This window comes from Nannocystis punicea (assembly GCF_026965555.1).
Taxonomy (GTDB): Bacteria; Myxococcota_A; Polyangia; order Nannocystales; family Nannocystaceae; genus Nannocystis; species Nannocystis punicea.
This window is the reverse complement of record NZ_CP114040.1, coordinates 457,685-481,686: the sequence shown is the minus strand read 5'-3', so window position 1 is coordinate 481,686 and position 24,002 is coordinate 457,685. Positions and strand designations below refer to the sequence as shown.

General features: G+C 70.5%; 21 protein-coding genes. 13 read left to right on the top strand and 8 right to left on the bottom strand.

Annotated features, from left to right (window positions below; genetic code table 11):
* The first annotated feature begins 55 nt into the window (after positions 1-55).
* From O0S08_RS01780 to O0S08_RS01755, 6 genes are all read left to right on the top strand, one after another.
* Positions 56-2,155 carry an SDR family NAD(P)-dependent oxidoreductase gene (locus O0S08_RS01780; RefSeq protein WP_269037200.1) on the top strand — a complete coding sequence of 700 codons (2,100 nt, stop codon included), beginning with the start codon at positions 56-58 and terminating at the stop codon, positions 2,153-2,155.
* A 325-nt stretch (positions 2,156-2,480) separates the two neighbouring features.
* Positions 2,481-4,124, top strand: coding sequence for a proprotein convertase P-domain-containing protein (locus tag O0S08_RS01775; RefSeq protein ID WP_269037199.1), 1,644 nt, complete (start codon positions 2,481-2,483; stop codon positions 4,122-4,124).
* A gap of 651 nt (positions 4,125-4,775) precedes the next feature.
* The gene (locus O0S08_RS01770) at positions 4,776-5,156 is read left to right on the top strand and encodes a DUF4150 domain-containing protein (protein WP_269037198.1); all 381 of its coding nucleotides are present in this window, start codon (positions 4,776-4,778) and stop codon (positions 5,154-5,156) included.
* A gap of 6 nt (positions 5,157-5,162) precedes the next feature.
* Positions 5,163-6,308, top strand: a complete 1,146-nt coding sequence (locus O0S08_RS01765) for a hypothetical protein (protein ID WP_269037197.1) — start codon at positions 5,163-5,165, stop codon at positions 6,306-6,308.
* Positions 6,309-6,593: 285 nt separating this feature from the next.
* Positions 6,594-7,232, top strand: a complete 639-nt coding sequence (locus O0S08_RS01760; protein ID WP_269037196.1) for a hypothetical protein — start codon at positions 6,594-6,596, stop codon at positions 7,230-7,232.
* A gap of 376 nt (positions 7,233-7,608) precedes the next feature.
* Positions 7,609-8,430: a hypothetical protein gene (locus O0S08_RS01755; protein WP_269037195.1), complete on the top strand. Its 822-nt coding sequence runs from the start codon at positions 7,609-7,611 to the stop codon at positions 8,428-8,430.
* On the opposite strand, the gene O0S08_RS01750 is transcribed toward O0S08_RS01755, so the two are convergent.
* The 4 genes from O0S08_RS01750 to O0S08_RS01735 all read right to left on the bottom strand — a co-directional run bounded on the left by O0S08_RS01750 (position 8,399) and on the right by O0S08_RS01735 (position 13,716).
* Positions 8,399-9,442 carry a beta-ketoacyl synthase N-terminal-like domain-containing protein gene (locus tag O0S08_RS01750; RefSeq protein WP_269037194.1) on the bottom strand — a complete coding sequence of 348 codons (1,044 nt, stop codon included), beginning with the start codon at positions 9,440-9,442 and terminating at the stop codon, positions 8,399-8,401. The genes O0S08_RS01755 and O0S08_RS01750 overlap by 32 nt on opposite strands.
* 44 nt (positions 9,443-9,486) lie before the next feature.
* Positions 9,487-10,500, bottom strand: coding sequence for a DUF2169 family type VI secretion system accessory protein (locus O0S08_RS01745; protein WP_269037193.1), 1,014 nt, complete (start codon positions 10,498-10,500; stop codon positions 9,487-9,489).
* Between the two features lie 42 nt (positions 10,501-10,542).
* A complete protein-coding gene (locus O0S08_RS01740) occupies positions 10,543-11,832 on the bottom strand; it encodes a GTP-binding protein (RefSeq protein WP_269037192.1) in 1,290 nt (429 codons plus the stop codon).
* Between the two features lie 153 nt (positions 11,833-11,985).
* Positions 11,986-13,716: a hypothetical protein gene (locus O0S08_RS01735; protein ID WP_269037191.1), complete on the bottom strand. Its 1,731-nt coding sequence runs from the start codon at positions 13,714-13,716 to the stop codon at positions 11,986-11,988.
* A gap of 271 nt (positions 13,717-13,987) precedes the next feature.
* Here O0S08_RS01735 and O0S08_RS01730 point away from each other — a divergent pair, with 271 nt between their 5' ends.
* Entirely contained in the window at positions 13,988-14,419 is a 432-nt protein-coding gene (locus O0S08_RS01730) for a hypothetical protein (protein WP_269037190.1), read from the top strand.
* Positions 14,420-14,482: 63 nt separating this feature from the next.
* Here O0S08_RS01730 and O0S08_RS01725 read toward each other — a convergent pair whose 3' ends face one another.
* Positions 14,483-15,289 carry a class I SAM-dependent methyltransferase gene (locus tag O0S08_RS01725; RefSeq protein ID WP_269037189.1) on the bottom strand — a complete coding sequence of 269 codons (807 nt, stop codon included), beginning with the start codon at positions 15,287-15,289 and terminating at the stop codon, positions 14,483-14,485.
* Between the two features lie 307 nt (positions 15,290-15,596).
* Between O0S08_RS01725 and O0S08_RS01720 the strand changes: the two genes are divergently transcribed.
* The 4 genes from O0S08_RS01720 (at position 15,597) to O0S08_RS01705 (ending at position 18,205) form a co-directional block, all read left to right on the top strand.
* Entirely contained in the window at positions 15,597-16,280 is a 684-nt protein-coding gene (locus O0S08_RS01720; RefSeq protein WP_269037188.1) for a hypothetical protein, read from the top strand.
* A gap of 181 nt (positions 16,281-16,461) precedes the next feature.
* A complete protein-coding gene (locus tag O0S08_RS01715) occupies positions 16,462-16,920 on the top strand; it encodes a ribosome-binding factor A (protein ID WP_269037187.1) in 459 nt (152 codons plus the stop codon).
* Positions 16,917-17,078 (top strand): hypothetical protein, encoded by a 162-nt coding sequence (locus O0S08_RS01710; RefSeq protein ID WP_269037186.1) that lies wholly within the window; start codon positions 16,917-16,919, stop codon positions 17,076-17,078. The genes O0S08_RS01715 and O0S08_RS01710 overlap by 4 nt, the downstream gene beginning before the upstream one ends.
* The gene (locus O0S08_RS01705; protein ID WP_269037185.1) at positions 17,075-18,205 is read left to right on the top strand and encodes an RtcB family protein; all 1,131 of its coding nucleotides are present in this window, start codon (positions 17,075-17,077) and stop codon (positions 18,203-18,205) included. Before O0S08_RS01710 ends, O0S08_RS01705 begins: the two co-directional genes overlap by 4 nt.
* Before the next feature lie 45 nt (positions 18,206-18,250).
* On the opposite strand, the gene O0S08_RS01700 is transcribed toward O0S08_RS01705, so the two are convergent.
* Positions 18,251-19,891, bottom strand: coding sequence for a hypothetical protein (locus O0S08_RS01700; RefSeq protein WP_269037184.1), 1,641 nt, complete (start codon positions 19,889-19,891; stop codon positions 18,251-18,253).
* Positions 19,892-19,999: 108 nt separating this feature from the next.
* Positions 20,000-22,447, bottom strand: a complete 2,448-nt coding sequence (locus O0S08_RS01695) for a DEAD/DEAH box helicase (RefSeq protein WP_269037183.1) — start codon at positions 22,445-22,447, stop codon at positions 20,000-20,002.
* Positions 22,448-22,760: 313 nt separating this feature from the next.
* Between O0S08_RS01695 and O0S08_RS01690 the strand changes: the two genes are divergently transcribed.
* On the top strand, positions 22,761-22,952 hold the full coding sequence (locus O0S08_RS01690; protein WP_269037182.1) for a hypothetical protein: 192 nt from the start codon (positions 22,761-22,763) through the stop codon (positions 22,950-22,952).
* 204 nt (positions 22,953-23,156) lie between these two features.
* Here the strand turns inward: O0S08_RS01690 and O0S08_RS01685 are convergent, their stop codons facing one another.
* Positions 23,157-23,318, bottom strand: coding sequence for a hypothetical protein (locus O0S08_RS01685; RefSeq protein ID WP_269037181.1), 162 nt, complete (start codon positions 23,316-23,318; stop codon positions 23,157-23,159).
* Here O0S08_RS01685 and O0S08_RS01680 point away from each other — a divergent pair.
* On the top strand, positions 23,311-23,991 hold the full coding sequence (locus O0S08_RS01680) for a hypothetical protein (RefSeq protein WP_269037180.1): 681 nt from the start codon (positions 23,311-23,313) through the stop codon (positions 23,989-23,991). The two genes, O0S08_RS01685 and O0S08_RS01680, sit on opposite strands and share 8 nt — an antisense overlap.
* Positions 23,992-24,002: the final 11 nt, after the last annotated feature.

Genomic DNA, 24,002 nt, shown 5'->3' with positions numbered 1-24,002 from the left:
CGTAACACGATCGCCCGCGGTGTATCATCGCCGCCGCGCGCTGTCGCGCTCCTTCATGGCCACGCCGATCGACCGCGCGAGCCTCCTCGCCGACCTCTGCAGCGACCCCGAGCTCGCACAGCCCCGGCGGCTCGTGCACGGCGCAGTCCTGCCCGGCGCGCACCTCGACCTCGAGGGACTCGACCTCGCTGCCCTGCTCCCCGCCCTCGACCTCCCGGCCCTGCGCGGCCTCTGGCTCGGCGACTGCGCCCTCGGTCCCGACCTCGCGCCCGACCTCGCCGCGCTCCTCGCTCGCCACCCGCGGCTCGAGCACCTCTCGCTGTGCAATAACCCGCTCGGCCCGCGATCGCTCGCCGAGCTCCTGCCCGCGCTCGCCGGCCACCCCTCGCTGCGCGGCCTCGACCTCGCCGGCACCGCTCTCCCCCCTGCATCCATATGTCTCATCGGACATGCCTTGAAAGACACAAACATCACCGACCTCCGCCTCGGCGGCAATGAGCCGCTCGACGTCCCTGCCACCGCCGAGTGGGTTCGCCTCCTCGCCCACGGCCGCTGGCACCGGCTCGCGCTCCCGCCCTCGGCCGACCCCGCCGCCCTCGTCGCCGCCCTCGAAAAATCCAATTCCCAGCTCTGCGCCCTCGACCTCGGCGACCTCGCCACCGACCTCCGCCAGCGCCTCGTCGCCCGCCTCGCTCACAACGCCAACCGTCGGCCCGCGCGGCGGCCCTCGCCCGACCTCGCCCGCCTGCGCCGCGTCCTCCCGCCGCTCGCGCCCGTCCCCGAGCTCCCGCCCCCGCTGACCGACGCCGACCTCGCCGCCGCGCTGCGCCTCCTCTCTCACCTGTCCCTTCGGCCATCTCTCCTCCGCGGCGATCACCCGCAGCTCGTCGACCTGCGCCGCGCCATCTTCGGCTTTCACCGCGACGATCGCCGCCACGCCCGCAGCGAGCGCCGCCGCGACCGCCGTCGACGCGAGGCCCAGCAAGCCGAGGATCGCGCCCGCATCGACGACGCCGCCATTCGCCGGCGCCAGCTCGGCGTCGCGACCGCCACCTCCGAACCTCCCGATCCCACCATTCACGAGCTGCACACCGCCCGCCCCTGCTACGTGTGCAAGCAGCCCTACAGGCGCCTGCACTTCTTCTACGACCGCCTGTGTCCCGCGTGCGCCGCTCGCAGCTACGCCCGTCGCGGCGACCTCGTCGACCTGCGCGGCCGCGTCGCCCTCGTCACCGGCGGGCGGATCAAGATCGGCCATCAGGTCGCGCTGAGGCTGCTGCGCTGGGGCGCGCGCGTCATCGTCACCACCCGCTTCGCCCGCGACGCCGCCCGCCGCTTCGCCGACGAGCCCGACTTCGCCGACTTTCGCGACCGCCTCGAGATCGTCCACCTCGATCTGCGGCAGATCCCCCGCGTCGAGGCCTTCGCCGCCCGGCTCGACGCCGAGCTGCCCGCCCTCGACATCCTCGTCAACAACGCCGCCCAGACAGTCCACCGCCCGCCCGAGTACCACGCCGCCCTGCTCGCCGACGAGGCCCGCCACGAGGCCCTGCCGCCGGCGCTGCAGTCGCTGCTCGCCCAGCCACATGTCCCCGGGGACATCTCGCTCCCCGAGCACCCGCTGTTCCCGCAGCGCAGCGACGACGGCTTCGGCCAGCCGCTCGACCTGCGCGAGCGCAACAGCTGGCGCCTGCGCCTCGACGAGGTCGGCACCATCGAGATGGTCGAGGTCCAGCTGATCAACGCGGTCGCCCCGTTCGTCCTCAACGCCCGCCTGCGACCGACCATGGCCCGCGCAGTCGGGGCCGCCTTCATCGTCAACGTCTCCGCCCCCGAGGGCCGCTTCGACCGCGACTGGAAGGCCCCGTACCACCCCCACACCAACATGGCCAAGGCCGCGCTCAACATGATGACGCGCACCGCCGCCGACGACTACGCCACCGACCGCATCTACATGACCAGCGTCGACACCGGCTGGGCCTCCAACGAGAACCCCGCCCCCATCGCCGACGCCATGCGCGAGCGCGGCTTCATGCCCCCCCTCGACCTCGTCGACGCCGCCGCCCGCGTCTGCGACCCCATCGTCCGCGGCCTTCGCGACGGCGAATTCCTGCGCGGCATTTTTTTAAAAGATTTCGAGCCGATCAGCTGGTGAGCCCCGCGCGTCTCCACGGATCCGCCCCCACTCAGCGGACGCGTCCGTGACTCGGTAGCCGCGATTCCTCCGGGTCGGGCGCACAACCGCTCGCTTCGACGATTGGCAGGCGCTCGGCAGGACGCCGCCCTGGGAGCCGTCGGGCGCGACAGGACCGGCCGTGCCCGCGGCCATGTGGCTTGGCACTGTGCCGGCACAGGGCCGGCACCGACCACGGCCGCGTCGCCGCGAACCTCCGCTTCGAGGCGCGTCGGAGCAGGGCATCGCGCCGCGTGGCGTTGGCACGCCGTGTGCTGAGGAGGATGTCGGAAGGACGAGATCCATTATGAAGATTCGCATCCATCTCTCTCGCATCATCACCGTCACGAGCGTCGCGCTGGCGCTACCTCTCACGGCCTTTGTCGGCTGCGACCCGGGGGAAGAGTCCGCGGAGCACGAGGCGCTGGCCGAGGCCGGGCCGGGCCAGGACGCCGCCGTCGCCGACGTGTTCCTCTGCGACGCCGCTCCCCCCGTCGATGTCGACGCGGCGGCGGACCTGCTCGCCGCCCCGGAGCCGGAGCCCCTACAGGGCTTTACCACCCTCGGCCCCATCGACCCGGACCCCGATCTGCCTCTGCCCAAATACGGAACTGCGGTCAAGCGCTACTACCAGGAGGCGCCGCTGCGCTTCATCCGGCTCTGCGACGACAACGGCACCAAATGCTCCACCCTCACCAAGGCGAACGCGCAGAGCGCAATCGACTGGGCCAACGCGCTCCACTACCGCAGCGACAGCGCCCTGCGCTTCCGCATCGACGCCGAGAGCGACTTCGTCGGCCACCGCAACCACAGCGGCCTGAACAATCATTGCACGCCGGTGGCGAACCTCGCGTCGTTCGGCGCCGGGGCCAACCCGACGATGCTGTGCCCGGATACCTACGCCTACGGGGAGGCGAGCTCGACCGCCGCGCTGAACGAGGCGGACGGCGCGGTGACGGTGTTCTCCCGCAACGGGACCGGGGGCGTCGCGTGGAACGCTGCGACGCAGATGTGGAACACCTACACGATCTCGAAGAGCTCGTCCTCGTGCAGCGGCGACGTCCTCAACATGATCGGCAACTTCGGCGCAGGCACCTTGCTCGCCCACGAGCTCGGCCACTACTTCTGCGCGCCGCACACCTTCAATGAAGTCGCGACGCTCGCCGCCTTCGAGAGCCAGATCAAGAACCTCGTGAACACCACCCCCCTCGAGCCGCAGAATGTCGAGGAGATCCTCGAGGCGCTGTACGACCCCGACGCCTCCCTCGTCCCGCTCACCGGCGACTACGCGTACCTGGCGAGCTTCCCGATCGACGATACGCCGCCCGACCCGGGCCCCAAGCTGTTCGCGGCGGTCCACGGCAGCGCCTGCACCATCAGCGAAGACACCATCTCCGTGTCCATCGACTACCCCTCGCCCTACCCGACGGTCGAGTACTCGGTCACTCCCGACCGCCGCAACCTGATGAGCTACTTCAACGGTTGCTTCGGCGATTACCACCATCTGACCCCGCAGCAGATCGCGCGGGTGATGGCCACCACCACCGGTCACCGCGCCGAGGTGGTCAGCCAGGTCGGGGTCGACGGCTGGGAGAACCCGACCGACGTCACGATCCCGACCCGCGGCAGCCTCGGCCTCGGCCCGCTGGAGTGGGTGTCGAGCAAGATCACCACCCTCGGGACCGGCACCGCGAGCCGCGTGCGGGTCCACGTCGACATCAAGCACGACACCGGCAATCTGCACATTCACCTCGTCGCCCCCGACGGCGTCGAGTACACGCTGCAGAACCCGGCGGACAACGCCGGCAAGATCAGCGGCGACGTCAAGACGATCTTCTTCCGCTCCAACCTGCCGCGCCAGGGAGTGTGGGAGCTCAAGGTCGCCTCGAACATCACGCATCTCGACGAGGCCGACCGCCGGATCGACGACTGGCGCATCGAGTTCGAGTGAACCCGGCCCTCGGGCGCGGCCGAGTCCGTGACCGCCGTCGTCCCGAACAAGTACAAGCCGATGTGGCCGCTGCGCCGGTACGTGTGGCGGCCGCTCTCCCTCGTCGCAGCAGGTCGAGGTGCGCCGTCATGCGGCGCACCTCGGCCTTGCCCGGCTCACCAGCGCCGGCTCGGTGCGCAGCTCGCCAGGCTGCAGCCGCACTGGCGCATCGAGTTCGAGTGAGCCGCCCCGGCCGCGGCCCGACCGTGCGGCGGCCGCTCTCCCTCGTCCCAGCAGGTCGAGGTGCGCCGTCATGCGGCGCACCGCGGTCTTGCCCGGCTCACCAGCGCCGACCCGGTGCGCCGCACGCCAGGCTGCAGCCGCACTGACGCATCGAGTTCGAGTGAGCCGCCCCGGCCGCGGCCGGTCCGTGCGGCGGCCGCTCTCCCTCGTCCCAGCAGGTCGAGGTGCGCCGTCATGCGGCGCACCGCGGTCTTGCCGGCGCCTGCCCGGTGCGCAGTTAGCGAGGCTGCATGAAGGCAGCCCCGACGCCGCGGACCCGGGCGGGCGTCGGCGCATCTTCGAGCGCGACGAGTCCTTGCGAGGGTGCCAAGGCGATATGCTAGCCTGCGCCCCACGGCGGCCTGTCCTCCTCGACGAAGGGTGATGCTCATGAAGTGCACGGTGTTCGCCAACGGACGCGGCGTGGTCCACAGACAGAGCGGAGGCGCCAGCGTGGTGTTCCCCGACGTGTGCAAGACGCCGATGCCGGGCGGCCCGGTGCCGATCCCGTATCCCAACACCGGCAAGGCTTCGGACACCTCCAAGGGCCCCAAGAACGTCTCGGTCGACGGCTGCATGCCGATGGTCGAGGGCGCCCAGTACAGCCGCTCGTACGGTGACGAGCCGGGGACCGCCGGCGGCGTGATCTCGGGCTCCAACCGGGGCCCCTGCGAGTTCATGAACTTCTCCTTCAACGTCAAGTTCGCCGGCAAGAACGTCTGCCGCCTCGGAGATCCCCTGTTTCACAACAAGAAGAACATCGGCGGATGAGCGCAGATGGTGCAGATCGGCGAACCTGTCGGAGTCCCCGGAGCGTCCAGCCCTCCACGTGAATGGCAGGGCGAGGTGACCGAGGTCAGCTTTAACTCCGGCATCACGGCGGCGCGGGACAAGGCCGAAATTCGAGCGCCGCATTGGCGCATCGGCGAGGATCTGTCCGACCCCTGGGAGCTCGCCGAAAAGCTTCGCCTGCCCGAGGCCCCCTACTCGAAGAAAGCCGCCGTGTATCTCGTGGACGGCGCGGGCGGTGCCAAAGACGTCGAGATCAAGGTGCGGGTCAGCAAATGCGTGAACGTCTCCGGCACGGGGAAGCTGGTCGGCTCGATCGGACCCATCGTCATCGAGGGCGACTGCCCGCTCGCGGTCGGAGAGCACACAGTCAAGGCGCAGATCAAAGAACTGCCCGAAGCCATCAGCCACCTCCGCGGCCTGCTGCAATGGAGCATCGAAGCGGGTGACCTCGGCCGCTGGGCGCTGAATGCCAGCCTTGTCGAACTGTTCTTCATCCTCGCGCGCCCGATCTCGCCGTACAAGCCGGGCGTGTGGGTAGAAGCGCTACGACTCGTCTGTCAGCGCGGGCCGGTGATCGGCCTCAAACCGGACGAGGAAGCCAGAGTGGTCGCCAACATCACCCGCTACTGTCACGCCGACCACGAGATGGAGTACGATACAGAGGGCGGCGGATCGTTTTTTGGCGTCGACTACGACGGCGGTGAATTCGTACTCTCGGACTATCTCGCCAGGGCATCCTCGATCCTCAATTGTTACGATCAGGCAGGAGCCATCCAGGCGCTCGCAGGCGCGGTCGGGGCCAATGTCAAATGGATTTTCCTCACCCCCTTCGGTTTCATCCACCCGGCGAATCTCGTGGGTATCGGATTGTGTAATAGTCCGTTCTTCAAATTCTACGGTACCGAGAAGATTGTCGCGGCCGACGATCCTCTGCGGACGGGTTTCGGCAACCACGCCTTCGTCGAGCACGGTAAAATCCACGATGCGTGCGCGGGGCCGCACCTCGGGACCGAGTCGCGTCAGCAGTATATCGATGCTTCGATCGATGCGGCCGCCACGCGCCTGCGGGGCGATACCCCAGGCACCGTCGCGGACATGAAAATTTTCGCCGGTGTCACCATCATTACGTGATTCACCGCCTCACGGCGCTGGTGCTGCTGGTCTGCGTGCCTACCTGTGGTATATCCCGTCAGCCATGATCCGCAGCAGGAGAATCGAGGAGGTCGCTCGGTCATGAATAGAGACGAAAAGATCGAAACACTCAAGAGCAGGCTCGAGCTCGACATACTCGAGTTCACGGATCCCGCGCGAGGAGTGGCGCTCGCGTGGACGGCTGCGCTCGTTCAAGGGTTCCTACCAGGCGGGACATGGGACGTCCGAGGAGATACCACCTACCCCGTAGAACCCGGTGCAGCGGTGCACAAGTGGGTCTGGGGCAAGGGCGACGCTCGGCTCACCATCGAGGTGTTCGTGTCGAGCGAGGGACCGCTCGCCGCCCGTCGACGACTCGTCAAGCTCGCCACATCGAGCACGATGGCGATCGTGCCCTACGTTCGGGGTCCAGCTGATCTGGGTGACGTATCGACGATTTTCACCATTCCCCCCAAGTCCGCGCGGCTGATCTGGGCTTACAAGAACGTCTGCGTCACAATCAAAGCCCATGAAGCCCCCGGCATCGACGTGACGAAGATCGCCGGCGCTCTGCAAGAGCACCTCGCCAGCCACGTCGTGCCGCGAATCGACGAGGTGGTGCCACGGATCGAGCACGTGGAGCTCTCGGCCAAGAAAGTGCAGGTGCATGAACCGTTGACGATCCGGATCCGGATGCGGAAGGAGGACCTCGCCCGCGACCTGCTGGTCGACATCACGGATTCCAATTTCGCGCTCCGCTTCGGCGGGAACCTGGGCCTCGTCACGACGGTGAGCGCCGACACGCCGGGTCCGCGGAAGCTGACCATCCTGGTCACCGACAAGAGCACGCTCCTGTCGGCGTGGGCGACCGTGACGTTGGAGGTCACGCCACCTATCGAAGATCCGTCGCCGGATCACGACTGACCAGGACGGCCGCGCGAGGCGCTCCCTCCAAAGCGCACCACACGAGGCTCGCTCCGGGGAGCTCACCCCGCCGTTGCTAGCCTACGCCGCACGGCGGCGCGTCGTTCTCCTTGCCGAAACGTGATCTCATGATTCGCACGTCTTCGCCACGTTGGGACCGAGTCACGAAGTCAATACGTAGATGCCTCGATTGAGGCCGCTTCCAAGCGCGAGCGGAGGTACCTTCCAGGCACCGTCGCAGATATGAATTTACCGTCGTGTGACCGGCATCGCAATAATGCTCCGCTTCACAGCGCGGACTCTGCTGGTCTTCGTGCCCTCGTATGGTACACCCCATCATCCCTCGCCGCAGCAAGAGAATCGAGGAGATCGCTCGATGATGAGGAACGAAAAGATCGAACTACTGAAGAGCAGGCTCGAGCTCGACAAAGTCGAGCTCACGGAACCTGCGCGAGGCGTGGCGCTCGCGTGGACGGCCGAACTCATCCGAGGTTTCCTGCCGAGCGGGAATTGGGACATCCTCAGCGAGACCACGCTCCCCGTAGAGCCCGGTGGAGCGACGCACGAGTGGGTCTGGAAAAAGGGAGGCGCCTGGCTCACCATCGAGGTGTTCGTGTCGAGCGAGGGACCGCTCGCCGCCCGTCAACGACTCGTCAAGCTCGCCACGTCGAACACGATGGCGGTCATGCCCTACGTTCGCGGTCCAGCCGAGCTGGGCGACGTATCGACGATCTTCGCCATTCCACCCAGGTCCGCGCATCTGATCTGGGCTTACACGAACGTCTGCGTCTCGATCAAAGCCCACGAAGCCCCCGGCGTCGACGTGACGAAGCTCGCCGGCGCTCTGCAAGAGCACCTCGCCAGCCAGGTCGTGCCGCGAGTCGACGAAGTGGCGCCGCGGATCGAGCACGTGGAGCTCTCGGCCAAGCAAGTGCAGGTGCATGAATCGTTGACGATCCGGATCCGGATGCGGAAGGAGGACCTCGCGCGCGACCTGCTAATCGACATCACGGATTCCAATTTCGCCCTTCGCTTCGGCGGGAATCTGGGCCTCGTCACGACAGCGAGCGCCGACACGCCGGGTCCGCGGAAGCTGACCGTCCTGGTCACCGACAAGAGCACGCTGCTGTCGGCGTGGGCGACCGTGATGCTCGAGGTCACGCCCGCTATCGAAGATCCGTCGCCGGATCACGACTGACCAGAACGGCCGCGCGAGGCGCTCCCTCCGACGCGCACCACACGAGGCTCGATCCGGGGATCTCACCTCGCCTCTGCTCCATCGCTGCCAGCCCCACCAGCACGGGGCCCGACGCCGCACCCAGGTCGCCGAAGCAGTCGGCGGGATGGTTTAAAAGAAAGCGCGGCCCGCCACGAAACGCCATGCTCGAGCGAATCGCGGCCACGCCCCACTCCTTCGCACCGAAGCTCTCGCCGTTGAGGCTACAAAAGACGCTGCCGATCGAGCCATCCGGCGCGCCGGCGACGGCAGTGCGGACGGCATCGGCGAGCCCGTCACCGAGGTGCGGCTCCTCGCTATGGCGGTGCCCCCGCTCCTCGCCGAGGCCAGGCGCGGCGAGATAGGCCAACCCGACAGACTCCGGCGTCCTCCGCTGCGCCGAGAGCAGCAGAAAACCCGCCCCCTCGCCCGGCACGAAGCCATCCATCACGCCGTATGCATGCAGCCGGCCCGCCTGGTCCAGCAGCCCGAGCAGCTCCAGATCGGCATGACTGTCCACTCCGCCGACGAGCACATACGAATGTTTTTGCTCGTGCAACAGCCGCAAGGCGTGCTCCAGCGCGGCGATGCCACCCGCGCGGCCCTGGAAGGCCGTCGAGCTCCCCACGCGGCTGAAGTACACGTTCGATTGCACGCGAAGATGCGCGAGGAAGTCCGCCGCGATCGCTGCATTCTCCTTTTCATAAGACTCGGGGCCGACGAGCACGACGGGAACGGATTCGACCCGGGCGAGCGGTGACACGGCCTCTCGGAGGGCGCGGGTCGCCAGCCGCAGCATGCGTTGGTGTCGCTTCGACAGACCCTTCTCCCGGGCCAGCTCCGGAGCGAGCGGCGGGAGGTGCTCGTCCGCGAGGAACGCGACGATCATCGGCTCTCCGCTGCAAGTCCAGAACGAGCTCTCTCGCTGGCGGCTGATGCCCGCCCGCACGGCAGCGGCGGTCGCCGCGGCCTTGAGCCCCACGGACGTCGTCATGCCGACCGCGTGGACCCATGCGCCTGGTCGCCCGCGCCCGTCTGTCATGTCAGCCTCAATTCATCGAGCCACACCGTGGCCTGATCGATCTGCAGCACCTGCTTGTCACAGCGTGTCGCCGCGCGCCAGACCATGCACAATCGTCGCTCGTCCGGCTCGATCAGGATCGTCTCGAGCTCCGGCCGCAACGCTCTCCGGGCGCCCGCGATCCGTACCTCAATGGAGAGTCGGCAGATCGGGAGCGCCAGGTGCAGCGGCCCCTCCGACGAGGCGTTCTCGACCCGCACCGCCTCGCCGCCTTGCAGATATCCGCGGGCACGGAGGGCCTCGGGCGCGACGTTGAAGTACCGGGGATCGAAGTCATGCGGGAGATAAGGTGCACGATGACGACGCCATGCCTCGTCGTAGGTGCCTGCGCACTCTCTCCGGGGTGACCAGGCCGGCGCGATCGGTGCGAAACACGCCGGGACGGCGGCATCTCCCGCTTCCAGCACCGGTGACCGCGGGTCCTCGAGGTTCGGCAGCGGCAACCCCTTCATGTCCCTGCCGCGTGTCCCGCGGAACCCTCGCCCGACCGGGTTTCGCGGCTCCTCGAGCGCCCGACCCTCCACGGGCGCGTAGCAGCCGCCGAACGCACGCTCGTAGACCAGCGGCATGGCGACGAACGGCTCCGGGGCGGTCGCCCGCGACAGCGAGGCCACGCCCGTCCAGGAGCGGTCTCCGACGACGCGGACGGCCTGGCGCAGCTCGGCGACCGAGAGCTCGACCATCAGCTCTCTCACTGCCTTGCCGCGGGGCGCGTGGGCCTGACCGACGAGCAATACGTCGGTGCAAGGCTTGATGAGATGACGATCTCCGGGGACCTTGATGCTCGACTGCCCGGGCTCGCCCCAATACACATCACTGGCGTGCAGCGGCACCTGCTCCTCCGCGACGCGAAGGGGGCTGCCGAGCCAGAAGCAGGCCTTGACCGCGACATGTACGGTATCGACGCCGCGGACATCGGGGAAGACATCGAGCCCGACGCTGAACGGCGTGTTGTTGGTGATCTGCAGCATCGATTCTTGCCTCGCGCGCGCCGTGGTGCACGAGTCCCCAGTTCAGGCCCGCACGTCGAGCACCCGTCCCATGCCCGCGGACCCGGCCCAGCGCACCCGCTCGCCCGCCGGCAACACCGGCCCCTGGTTGCCGTCGCGCAGCAGGAACGTCATCCCGTTCTCGACATAGATCGGCTGCACCAATTCGACCGCCACCGTCGCCCCCTCGCCCGGCGCGATCGTCTCCTGGCCGAGCACGTCGAAGCGGCCCGCGACCACAGTCGTCCCGAACAGCAGCAGACCGACGTGGCCGCTGCGCACCGGCGTGCGGCGGCCGTGCTCGCTGGGCGCCAGCAGGTCGAGGTGGGCCGTCAAGCGGTGCACCGCGGCCTTCCCGGGCTTCACCAGCGCCTGGCCCGTGCGCAGCTCGCTGCGCCGCAGCGCCTGCCCGGGCCGCACCAGCCGCAGACCGACGAACTCGCCGGCCTGGGCTCGCTCGACCTTGCGTCGGCTCATCTCGAGCTTCGACACCTGCAGCTCGATCGGCTCGCCGAAGCCGACCACCGCCAGAGTGTCGCCGGTGCGCACCTGCCCGCGACGCACCCGTCCGTCGACCACCAGGCCCTCCTGCCCGGTCCGGCGCGAGTACACGTGATCGAGGTAGAGGAGCGGCGAGCCCTGCACCGCGTGCTCGGGGATCTGCATCTCCAGCTCGAGCACCTCGAGCAGGTCGGAGATGCACGCCTCCCACCGCTGGCGATCGCCCTCGACCGGCGCCGCGGCCCCGCGGATGATGCGGGTCCCGTCGCCGTCGAAGCCGCAGCGGATCAGCAGCTCGCGCACGTCCTGCTCGACCATGTCGAGCCACTCGAGCTCGACCACGCGGTCGCACTTGTTCAAAAAGACCACGACCTGCGACAGCCCGAGCGCGCGGGCCAGCAGCAGGTGCTCGTGCGTCTGCGGCTCCACCCCGATGGGCGCCGACACCACCAGGATCAGCGCGTCGACCACCGCCTGGGCCCGCGCCGCGTTCTTCAGCCACGGCCGCCAGCCGGGGCTGTCGACGTGGACGAAGTTGCGGTGCTCGGTCGCGTAGCGGACCTCGCTGGCTGCGATCGTCCGCGTCTCGATGCGCCCCTCGCCGGGCTGATGCACGTCGCCGTGGAACACCGACCACAAGCCGCCGCGTCGCTCGAGCTCGAGCACGGTCACCGGCCGGACCGCCCCCTGCGTGCGCCGCGACAGCAGCTCGGTGATCGCCACGGTCAGCGACGTCTTGCCGCTGTGGTGATGACCGATGGTCGCGACCGCGAGCGTCGGTCGATTCGGGGTAGCGTCGGCGGCGTCGGACATGCGAGCCCGCGATCATAACCTCTCGCCGGCCCCGCGGTCGCGGGCGTTTTCGCCCGCCCGCATGTCCCTATCGACATGTCCATTGAGACACATCGGAGCCGGAGTGATTTCGCCCGCTCGCGGCCCCTGTCACTGCATGTCCGAAAGGACATCTCACTGCTCGGCGAACACGCGCCCCGCCGCCTGTGCCAGCGGCTCATACGCCTCTCGGAGTCCGTCATAGAACACGTAGAACGGCTCCACCAGCGCGAACACCTCGCGCCACGTCGCGGCGTCGTCGAGGCTCGCCAGGTGGTGCTCTGCCAGCGAGTCGACGAAGCGCTCGTAGAACGCGCGGGCCCGGGCGATCTCCGGCGACGCGAGGCGCCCGCGATGCTCCGTCACGAAGCTCGTCAGGCGCGAGCGCGTCAGCGCCGACCCCGGCGCCTGAGGGAATCGCGCGAACACCCCGAACTGCCCGACCAGCCAGCGGAGGAACGCCCGCTCGCGCCGCTCCTCCCGCGACGCCGCCGCGACCGCCCCGCGCAGGACCGGCTCGACGCGCGTCGCCATCACCCGCGCGAACACCCGCTCGACCAGCGTCCCCGGCCCCTTCGCCACGTGCTCGGCGAACGCCTCGACCGTCTCGAGCCCGAAGTCCGCCAGCGCGCGCAGCGGCGCGGTGTTGGCCCACCAGCGCGTGAACTCGCCGGCGCGGGCAGTCATCGTCTCCCAGTTGCGCACCGTCCACCGCAGGTCCTCGACGAAGTACGGCTCGTACTTCTGTCGATAATCGCGGAGGGCCGCGTCGGAGGCCCCCGCGCGGGCCAGCAGCGCCCGCCAGCGCGAATCGTCGCCCTCCACGCAATAGCCGACGTTGGCCGCCAGCAGCTCGCGCAACCCGGCGGGCTCGGACGGATCGATCTGCGTCGCCATCAGCAGCGGGTGCGCGTGCCGGCGCGTCCAGTCGTACTCGACCCCGGAGCGGCGCAGCGCCTCGACGAACACCATGTCGGCGAGCACCAGAGTCACCGCCTCGGAGATCATGCGATACGCCACGTACACCTGCCGGCGCAGCTCGCCGGTCGCCCCCGTGAACACCAGGTCGGGCAGGAGGAAGTGCCCGAAGTCGTGCATCATGAAGGTCGCCTCGTGGAGCCCGTCCCGCTTCGGGGTGTAGGGGATCCCCGCGTTCAGCCCCGGCCACCAGTAGACGCGCTCGCGCCGGTTCTTCGCCGCGCGGAAGAACACGCCCTGATCGATCACCGCCGCCAGCACCCGGTCGACCCCGAATGGTGCCAGCGCCGGGCTGCCGAGCCAGGGGCTCGCGCGCACGAACGCCGCCACGTCGTCATCGAAGTCGATCGTCCGCCCCGGCTCGCGCGGCGTCGCCGACAGGTCGACCCGCTTTTTATAATAGACGCGGTCGAGCAAGAACCGCGAGATCGCCATGTCGCGGGACGACTGCTTGCCCGCGCCCGCGCGCATCTCGGCATAGGTCGAGCCGGTCGCGCGCAGGCGGAAGATCGCGTCCCACCAGCCGCCCGCCTCCTCGCACGCGCCGTCCGAGCGGTCGACGAAGCCCTCGGCGCGGTGTTGATATTGCGCCTCGCGGAGCTCGCCGTCCTCGATGAACCACGCGACGATCGCAGTCACGTGGTCGACCAGCTCGAGGTCGTGTCGCTCGCTGCGGACGTCGGTGCCGTGGACGAACAGGTCGCTGTCCTCGCGACACACCGCGATCACCCGCACCCCCGCCGGCGCCGCCTCGATCAGCGCCCGCGCGGTCTCGGCGGTCGCCGCCGCCGCGACCGCCCGCACCGCGATCCCGTAGCGATCGAAGTTGCGGCGCCACTCCTCGGCCTTGCGCCCGTTGGTCGTCAGCAGCACGAGCTCGAGCGGCATCGCGGCGAGCATACCGCGACCGCCCCGGCCGCGTCCGCGCGCACGATCGCCCGTCCTGTCGCGCAGCGAGGCGGGCGCGCACGCCCTGCAGCCACCTCGTGCGCGCGACGGCCCGGACGCTCCTGCTTGCCGCGAGCACGGACGCCGCCCCTCCCACTCCACCGCAAACTCTGCCATCCTCGGGCGATGAGGCACTCGCCGATCGTCCTCGCCACCCTCGCCGCGGCGCCGACGTCGAAGCGCCGGCGCCGGTGGAAGGGGTAGAGGAGCGATGCGGCACCTGTACAAATGCGGCGACGGCGTGTGCTATTGCTTTCAATGGGGCCTCGACGCTCGCCTGAATGCTCTGGGGTTTCCGCGGTCGGACGAACCGGAGAGCGAGGCACGCGACGACGTGGCGCGTGCCCGCCATCGGGAAGAATTCATCTATCTCTTCTCCGGCCGCTGGGAGCTGCGAGAGGAGGCTGCAGCCCTGCCCCAGGGGGCCCTGGAATCATTGCAGGAGCAGGCGCTCAAGGATACGCAGAAATATTGGTCTTCGCTCGATCCGGCCACGTGGGCGACGCGGATCCTGTCGGTGAGCACAGTCAAGGGTCGGCTGTCCGCCGTCGTCGAGGTCTGGGACGGCGAGCGTCAGCTCCACAAGGCCTACGTCGACTTTCCGCCGCGCCCCCCGCGTCGACGTCCCTCGTGGTATTTGTGAGCGGTCCGTCGATCGACGGACTTTGGCCCATGCGGAGCCGCGCAGTCGTAAGACGAGCTCGAGTCACGCGTTCGCGCGCGGCGCCCCGACCAGCCAGGTCACGCGCACGGGGCCCAGCGGCTCCGCCTCGATCTGCCACGAGTAGTCCTCGGCCCCGGGCACGGTCGCCAGCAGCTCGCGCAGCTCGTCCGGCGAGTAGACGCGCAGGCACGACACCACCCCGTCCCACGTCGCCACCGCCGGGATCGCCGGCACCACCCACGTCAGCGCCAGCCGCGACCAGCGGATCGGGCGGATGAACAGGGACGTCGCCAGCACGCCGAGGCTCGTCACCATGCAGGTGAAGATCGACGCCGGGTAGCGACCGACGCCCTCGAACAACGCGATGCCGCGCCGCTGCGCCACCGCGTCGGCGAGGATCGCCCGCGCCTGCGCGGGTCGGAAGTGATGGAAGGCGTTGCACAGCAGGCGGAAGCCGGCGAGCTCGGCCGGCACCGCCGTCGCGTCGACCGGTCGCGCCTCGTGGACGATCCGCCCCGGCACTGTCGAGGCCGCAGCGACCATCGCGTCGGCGTTGGGGAACAGGTCGGTCAAGCGCACCCGCACCGGCAGGTCGCGCCGGTCGAGCTCGGCGATCAGGGTCGGCAACGGCCCGGCCGAGCCGGAGCACAGGTCGAGGATCTCGCGCTCGCCGGTGACCCGCAGGGCGGCCGCGAGGGCGTCGCAGAAGCCCTGATACGGCCGCGCGTCGAGGTTGCCGAGGTAGTTGAGATATCCCGTCACACCGTCGCGGATCGCCGGCGGCAACCACGGCTGATCCTCGATCTCGAACACGTGTCGGCGCCGACCCAGCAAGCTCTGCCCTGCCATGACATCTCGGACCTCGACCGGGCCCATCCGGGTTCGCGCGTGATATGTCTCTGGGGACAGATCATCACACCCGCCCCCGAGGACCTCCGGCACCAGGTGGACGCCCGCTCGCTGCAGAATTCGGGCGCTTTCGCGCCGGTTTCACGCTCCTGACAATCGCGACCTCACCGCCCGGGGGTCCGCAGCCTCGAGGCGCGAGTCCGCCCGTCCGCCAACGCACGACAAGTCGGCTTTCGCGACGGCGCGCGGTTGTGTAGCGTGCGAGCGAGGCCGCACGCAGCGCGCCCCAACTTCCCGCGGAGAGACCATGACCATTCGTTCCCTTACTTCCTTTTCTCTGGTGACCGTCCTCGCGCTCGGCCTCGTGGCTTGCGGTGACGACGGCAAGCCGGTCCTCACGGCGACGACCGCGACCACGCCGGGTACCACCAACAACACCACCAACACCACCAACAACAACACGACGACCGACGGCACGACCACCGACGACACCGCGACCGAGACGGAGACCGACGGCACCGACGCCGGCACGGCGACCCAGAGCACGGCGACGGAGACGGTCACGTCCACGCCGACGACCACCGAGGGGCCGGTCACGACGACCACGACCGAGGGCACGACCACCGACGAGGCGACCACCAGCACGACGGCCGCGACGACCGAGGCAGAGACGACCGAGGGGACCACGACCGGCGGCGGCGGCAGCGAGTATGGCCCCTGCGGCCCGATGGGCGAGTGCCCGGCGGGTTCGGACTGCCTGATGCTCATGGGCCTCGATGGCAACTTCTGCTCGCCGATGTGCGACGGCATGACGTGCCCGGCGACCGGCGTCGATGCGATGGGAGTGTGCGCTCTCGCCATGGGCATGGGCGACCCGACTTACTGCGCCGCCCTCTGCCCGCCCGGCAACGACGCGGCCTGCCCCGAAGGCACGACCTGCAAAGAGGTCCCCGACCAGCCGAATCCGGTCGGCATCTGCACCGCGCCCTGAGTGCGCAGGGTCGCCCGGCGCGGCCGCGGCCGCGGCCGCTTGCGCGGGGCCACGAGTTGGCATAGCTTCGTGGCCTCGGAGTCGGCCCATGCGTGTCTCTCCACATACACGTGTCTGAGCTCCGGATCGCCTCGGCGGTCCGGTCCCGTGTGTGTGTGCATTGAGTCCGCAGAGAGCCCTCATGAATCGACATCGAGACCGCCGGCGCCGTGGCGCGTCGGCCAAAACTGAATATCCGCAGTCCACACAATCGCTGCCGGGCGACATCGACCCCGCCGCGCTGTTCGGCGCGGCCATGCCGGCGCAGACCCGGCGCAAGCTCGACCAGCTGTCGCGCCAGGTCGAGGAGCGCCTCGCCCTGGTGCTGGGCGGCGAGATCGACGACTCGCACGTGTCGGCGCTGACCCTGCTCGGCGTCGAACCCGAGCCCGGCAGCGGCAACCTGGTCGTCGTGCTCGCGCTGCCGGTCGGCGCCGGCGCCGGCGAGGCGCAGCTGGTGATGCGCCGCCTCGACGCCCTGCGCCCGTACCTGCGCTCGGAGATCGCCGGCGCCATCCACCGCAAGCGCACGCCGAACCTGGTGTTCCGGCTGGTGCCCGCGCCGACCGACCGCGGCGCAGACGAGGGGGTGGAGCCATGACGGCGACGATCCCTCGCTCCACCGCGGCGCGCCTTCAGGACGACGCGCCGCGTCGGTCGCCGCACGCAGGTGATGTCAGCACATCGGCGCGCGCCGAATCGCCGGCACACCACTCGGTGGCCCGCGTCGACTCGGCGCAGGAGGTGAAGACGCCATGACTGCGCTCCTCACCCGCTTCGTCGCCGAGCCGCCGCCGCGCGACGTCGCCGACGCGCTCGAGCGCCTGCGACACGTCGGCGACGTCGCTCGGATCGCTGTCATGCCCGACGTGCACCTCGCCGAGGGCGTGTGCGTCGGCACCGTCGTCGCCACTCGCACCATGCTGGTGCCCGCGGCGGTCGGCGGCGACATCGGCTGCGGCATGGCGGCGGTCGCCTGCGACGTCGAGGCCGGCGTCCTCGCCGACGCGCGCATCGCCGCCGCGGTCCTGGTCGGCCTCCAGCGCGCGATCCCGGCGCTGCGCCACCCAGGCGCCGGCGCCGATCATCCGCTCCCGCCCGCGCTGGCCGAGCGCCCGCTGTCCGCCCCGTCGCTGCAGTCGGAGCAGCGGCGGACGGCCGGCCTGCAGCTCGGCACGCTCGGCCGTGGCAACCACTTCCTCGAGCTGCAGGCCGACGACGACGACCGCCTGTGGCTGATGGTGCACAGCGGCTCGCGCGGGATCGGCACGGCGATCCGCGACCACCACGACGCCCACGCCGAGCCGCTCGGCGGCGGCCTGCGCGGCCTGGTCGCGGACAGCCCGGCCGGCGCGGCGTACCTCGACGACATGCAGTGGGCCCTCGACTACGCCGAGGCGAGCCGGGCGCACATGGTCGCCCGCGCCGCCGAGGTTTTTAGAGAATGTTTCAAGGGACATGTGCTCATGGACACGTGGATCTCCTGCCACCACAACTTCGTCCGCCGCGAGCAGCACGGCGACGAATCGCTGTGGGTGCACCGCAAGGGGGCCGTGTCGGCGCGAGGGGGCGAGTCGGGGATCGTGCCGGGCTCGATGGGCGCGCCGAGCTATCACACCTGCGGCCGCGGCGAGGTCGCGGGCCTGTGCTCGAGCGCGCACGGGGCCGGTCGCGCCCTCAGCCGCGGCGAGGCGCGCCGGCACATCCGCGCCGGCGACGTCGTCGCCCAGATGCGCGGCGTGTGGTTCGACCACCGGGCCGCCGACGCCCTCCGCGACGAGGCGCCGGCGGCCTACAAGGACATCGGCGCGGTCATGCGAGCCCAGCGCGAGCTGACCCGCGTGGTCCGACGATTGCGGCCGCTGCTCAGCTTCAAGGCCGCGTGACGAAGCGCCGGCTCGCCCCGATCGCCGCGGGCGAGCCGGGCCGCGTCACTCGCCGCCGATCATCAGGTAGCGCACCCACGGGTCGAGCCCGGCCCCGGTGGGGTCGTCGTAGAAGGCCAGGTGGATCTGCCCTGCGGTGTCGAGGCGGGCAGTGGCGCGATCGGTGAACACGTCGACCGCGGCGACCTGGTGCTCGTCGGGCTGGCTCCCGGGCCAGGCGACCCGCAGCTCGGAGCTGCGGTCCTCGACCTGGGTGTTCCAGTAGCAGAACGGCAGCGGGTTCTGCTCGCACTGCGACACCAGCGTCCCCTGGCGGCGGATCGCCAGGTACAGCGCGCGCACCTCGCCCTCCCCGGCCGCCAGCGCCAGCGGGTAATAGTCCCGGTAGTCGAACTCGCAGGTCACGCCCGCCTGCTGCGGCGGCGCGCCGCAGACCTTGTCGGCCGGCGAGTTCTCGCTCGCCAGAGTCTCGAGCGCCCACGTCGCCGGACCTGTCCGATGGGCCAGGACGATGTCGTGGTGGGTCTGGTCGGCCTGCTTGCGGGCCAGCAGCACCCACGGCGTCGCCTCGGCGCCGACCAGCGCCAGGTCGTGGTGCTGGCGCTCGATCGTGTTCGAGCCGAGCGGCGCCACCACCTCGGTCACCCCGGGCGGGGCGAAGTAGTGCAGCTTCCACGTCGCGTCGGCGGTCGCCCACGACGTCAGGCGCGGCGCGTCGGCGCCGTCGAGCGCCAGGCGCACGTGGATCTCCCCGTTCGTGATCATCTGCTCTTTCGACCATGCCCCATCGAACACCTCGTGCTGGACCGCGAAGTTGCTGTCGACGTGGCCGACGTGCAGGGCGCCGACGCTGTCGCGGGTCAGTTGGTGCGCGCGCACATGGTTCATCCCGACCAGCGCGCTGTCCTGCGTCCACTGGCCGTCGAACCGGCGCCACAGCGAGGTGCCGAACGCGCCGTTGTCGACCATCGCGAACACCGTGTCCGCGTCGGGGTCGGACGCGAGCGAGCCGGTCGCCACCACCATCGGCCCCGGCGTCGGCGTCGCCACCCACATGTCCGGCCCGAGGCGCTCGGCGTAGAACCCGTGGAAGCCGTTCACCGCCTCGGAGTACAGCACCACCGGCTCGCAGTCGCCGTCGAGCGCGAGCGCCGGCATGTCGTTGCGGAACATCTTGTTGGCGCTCACCACCTCGTCGCGCAGCGTCGCACAGGCCGGCCCGCCGTCGCCGCACAGCGGCACCTTGACCGGGAAGTCGGCCGACAGACAGGTCTCCGGCACCTCGACGCCGCCGGTGGTCGTCGTGCTCGTCGAGTCCGTCGTGCTCGTGCTCGTCGTGCTCGTCGAGTCCGTCGTGCTCGTGCTCGTGCTCGTCGCCTCGGTCGTGCTCGTGCTCGTCGTCTCGGTCGCGCTGACCGCGGTCTCGGTGCCCGGCTCGCTCGTCGACGTCGTGGTGGTCGTCGTCGACTCGTTCGAGGTGCCGGTCATCCCGCCGGAGGTCGTCGACTCGTCGCCGGTGGTGGTCGAGGTCGTCGGCGCGACCTCGGTGGTCGGCTCCGCGGTGGTCGAGCTCGTGCTGGTGCCGGGGTCGAGCGTATCGGTGGTGGCGACCGCGTCGCCGCAGCCTGCGAGGGCGACGCACAGCAGGGGGATGGAGAGCGAAGGCGAAGTCGAGCGAGCGATCATGCGGCGATCATACCCTCGCGCCTTCGCGCCCGCGTCGGCGCCCGCGAGTGCAAACGCGACCTCACGCGCGCGTCGCATCCTCGCCGCCCCGAGCGAGCGCTCGGCGGTTCACCGCAGCAGCTCGAGCAGCTCCTCGCGACCGAGGCCCGACACCTCGCCCTCGTCGACCGTCGCCTGCGCGAGCGCCCGCTTGCGCGCGTGCAGCTCGAGGATCTTCTCCTCGACCGTGTCCTCGGCGATGAGGCGGTGCAGGAACACCGGGCGCGACTGACCGATCCGGTGGGCCCGCGCGCCGGCCTGATCCTCGATCGACGGGTTCCACCACGGGTCGAGCAAATACACGTAGTCGGCCGCGGTGAGGTTGAGCCCCGTACCGCCGGCCTTGAGCGAGATCAGCATCACCGGCGGCCCGTCCTCGGCCTGGAAGCGGGCCACCACGCCGGCGCGGTCCTCGGTGGCGCCGTCGAGGCGCACGTGCTCGAGCTCGGCGGCCGTGAGCGCGTCCTCGACCAGGTCGAGCAGGCTGGTCCACTGCGAGAACACCAGCGCGCGGTGGCCCGCCGCGGTCACCTCGGCCAGCTGCGCCAGCAGCAGCTCGACCTTGCTCGAGCGCGTGGCCTCCTGCCCCGGCACCAGCGCGCTGTGACAGGCCGCCTGGCGCAGGCGCAGCAGCAGCTCGAGCGCCTCGAGCATCCCGCCGCCCGACTGCAGCTTCGGCAGCTCGAGCTCGGCCGCCACCCGCAGCCCGTCGTAGACCCGCCGCTCCTCCGCGTCGAGCGTGCAGCGCAGCACGATCTCCGTCAGCGGCGGCAGCTCCGGCGCCACCTCCTGCTTGCGCCGCCGCAGCACGAACGGCCGCAGCTTGGCCTGCAGCTCGGCCGTCCGCGCCGCCCGCCCCTGCTCGACCGCCTTGCCGTAGACCGCCACGAACTCGCGCAGCTGCCCGAGGAAGCCCGGGTTGAGGAAGTGCGACAGGCTCCACAGCTCGGTCAGGCGGTTCTGCACCGGCGTGCCGCTGAGCGCCACGCGCCAGCCCGCGCGCAGGCCGAACGCCGCGCTCGCGGTCGCGGTGGTCGGCTCCTTGATCGCGTGCGCCTCGTCGAGGACCACCGTGTCCCATGTCTCTTTGGACAGCTTGTCGCGGTCGAGCCGCAGCACCGCGTAGCTGGTGATCGTCACGTCGGCGGTGGGCTCGAGGCTGCGCTTCGGGCCGTGGTAGAGCGCCGCGCGCAGGCCCGGGCGGAACTTACGCGCCTCGGCGAGCCAGTTGTGCAGCGTCGACGTCGGCGCCACCACCAGCGTCCGCCCGCGCACCGACGTGAGCGTCTGCAGCGTCTTGCCGAGGCCCATGTCGTCGGCCAGGAGCGCGCCGATGCCCGCGTCGCGCAGGACGCTCAGCCAGTCGACGCCGCGGCGCTGGTAGTCGCGCAGCTTTGCGGTCAGGTCGGCCGGCAGCGTCGCCGCCGGCAGCGCCGCGAACATCTCCTCGCGCGACAGCGCCGCCAGCCCCGCCAGCTCCGGCGGCGGCGGCACCTGCAGCGCCTCGCACAGCGCCGCCGCGGCCGTCCGGGCCCAGCGCGGCCGCTTGCCGTCGGCCCGCCGCGCCGCCACGAATTGCTCGAGCATCGGCCCGTAGCGCTCGAGCCAGTCGCGCGGCAGCCACACCAGCCCGCCGTCGTCGGCCGCCAGCGCGTACTGCCCCGAGCGCCACGCCTGCACCACCCGCGCCGCGTCGACCTGCGTCTCGCCCGCGCCGCTCGGCGCCCGGAACGTCACCTCCGGCTCCGCCGCGTCCTGCTGCCCGTCCTGCGCCGGCGGGGCCTCCCAGCGCGGCTCGAGCGTGCGCTTCTCCGGCTCGCGCGCCTCCGGCGATTCCGCCGGCGATTGTGTAGAGTCCTCCGCGGCCGGCTCGACGCGCACCACGAATCGCAGCACCTGCCCGACCAGCGCCAGGAGCCCGCCGACGAACGTGCGCCCCTCGATCGCCGCCGCGGTGGCGACCCGCAGCGGCGCCGCCTCGACCGCGATCGGCGCCCCGTCGAGCGTGACGTCGAATGCACGCACCAGCCGCGCCACCACGAACTCGGCGATGTCGGGGTAGATCGGCAGCAGCTCCGCCCCCGCCGGCATCGCCGACAGCAGCGGATCGTCGGCGTCGATCGCCCCCTTCTGCACCGCCTCGACGCCGGCGCTCACCGTCACCACCCGCAGCACCAGCTTGTCGCCTTTGCTCTGCAGGCGATAGCCGATCTTCAGCGCCTCCGCGACCTGCGGCCCGATCTGCTCGAGCTGCGCCCCCGCCGTGTGCAGCACCAGCGCCGCCGCCACCACGTGCTCGCACGGCGCCGCCCCGCCGCAGTCGCAGCGCCACGCGTCCCAGGCCCAGCGCACCTCCGCCCGCACCCCGCTGCCGGCCAGCCGCGCGATCGCAAACACCCAGCCGCTCGCGTCACAACCCTGCACCCGCGCCGCGCCCAGCCGCGCCAGCTTCAAACCACGGTGCCACGCCGCCGGCGCCGCCGCGCGATGAAGAGGTTCGAGGAGCTCCGTAAACACGCGCCCACGGTGGTACCACGCCCCGTCAGGCAGGTCAGCGCGCGTTTTCGCGCCAAGCGTCCACAGCGCCGGTACCCGCCGGCTTGGCCCCGCACGCGCCTCCGAGGTCTCGACGGCGTCACCTCCGACAGCATCCGCGCCGCGGTGGAATCGCGAGGCATCCGCGGTTCGACGAGGATCGAGCTCTCGCGCCTCGGCGATCGCGGCGGCCATCGTGGCGTCGCCGCCTCGGCGTCCTCGCAGCGGCCGAAGCGGCGCTCGGTGCGAGTGACTGGCGATCGCGCGATGCGACGAGACCGACCGGGGACGCCCGGTGGTCGACGACGATCGCCGTGCCTCACGATTCGTCGCTGCCGCAGCGAGCCGCGCGACCATCGACCGCTTTCTCGCGAAGACGTTGCGGCGCGCGATCGTCGGCGCCCGCGAGCGCGGCGCCGTGGAGCTGACCGGTGGTCCCGCCATTCGCGCCGCCCTGTTTCGCGGCCCGCCAATCATGGCAGCGTGAGTCATGAGACGAAGGCCCCGCGGGCCCGTCGCGCCGACTCCTCACAATCCCGCCCGGCGAATGCTCCGCCCGAATCAGCGCCGCGGTCGCCTGCGCCGTTCGGCCCATCTTCGACCACACCGATGATCGACGTCACACCCGCCGCGCAGCGCGGACGACGTCGTCTCCGGGCCCGATCGGCCCGGACGGCGCATTCCTGCGAGTTCACGCGGTCGATGCGCCGTCCGGCCTCGCCTGGCCGCGATCGATCAGCCGAGAGATAAAGAACGCCTTCGGAGCGAAGCCACGCGCCTGGTCGCCCGCATGTCCGCAATCGGCCGGCGTGCGCCCGCGGACGTGCGCGCTCCAGGAGTCTTCGATGACCAAGCTGCCCATGATCCCCGCGCTGCTGAGCGTCGCCCTCACGGGCTGCCCGCCCGTGTACACCCCCGGCAGCGCCTCGGCCACCGACGCCGAGGTCGATACCACCGGCGACGACGTCTCGCACGACACGACCTCGACCGGCGGTCATTCCCCCGACGTCGACAAGCGCCCGGCCCCGACCGCCATGTCCACCGGCGGCACGGCGCCCCCCGCCACGACCGCGACCCCCGAGGTATCGACCAGCGCCGCCGGCGGCACGGAAAGCGGCTCCGGCAGCACGTCCGGCGACGCCACCAGCACCACCACCGCCGACGCGCCCGCCACCACGACCGCCGCAGATTCGACCACCGGCACCGCTACCACCGTAACCACGACCACTGACGACTCGACCACCGGGACCGACACGACCGCCGAGGACGCCGACAAGTACGGCAAGTGCGGCTGGCACAGCGAGAAATTTTACTACGCCTGCGAGAAGGACGGCGGCACCCCCGGCGAGGTCGCCCCGAACAATTTCAAGCCGATCGACTGCCCGATGAACCTGGTCGCCGGCAACGATTGCACGGAGGAGATGGGCCCTATCACCAACGTCGGCTGCTGCATGCCCGACGGCGTGCTGCTCTATTGCGAGATCGTCGAGATGAACAAGATCGTGCAGATCGACTGCGAGAAATGATCAGCGTCCGC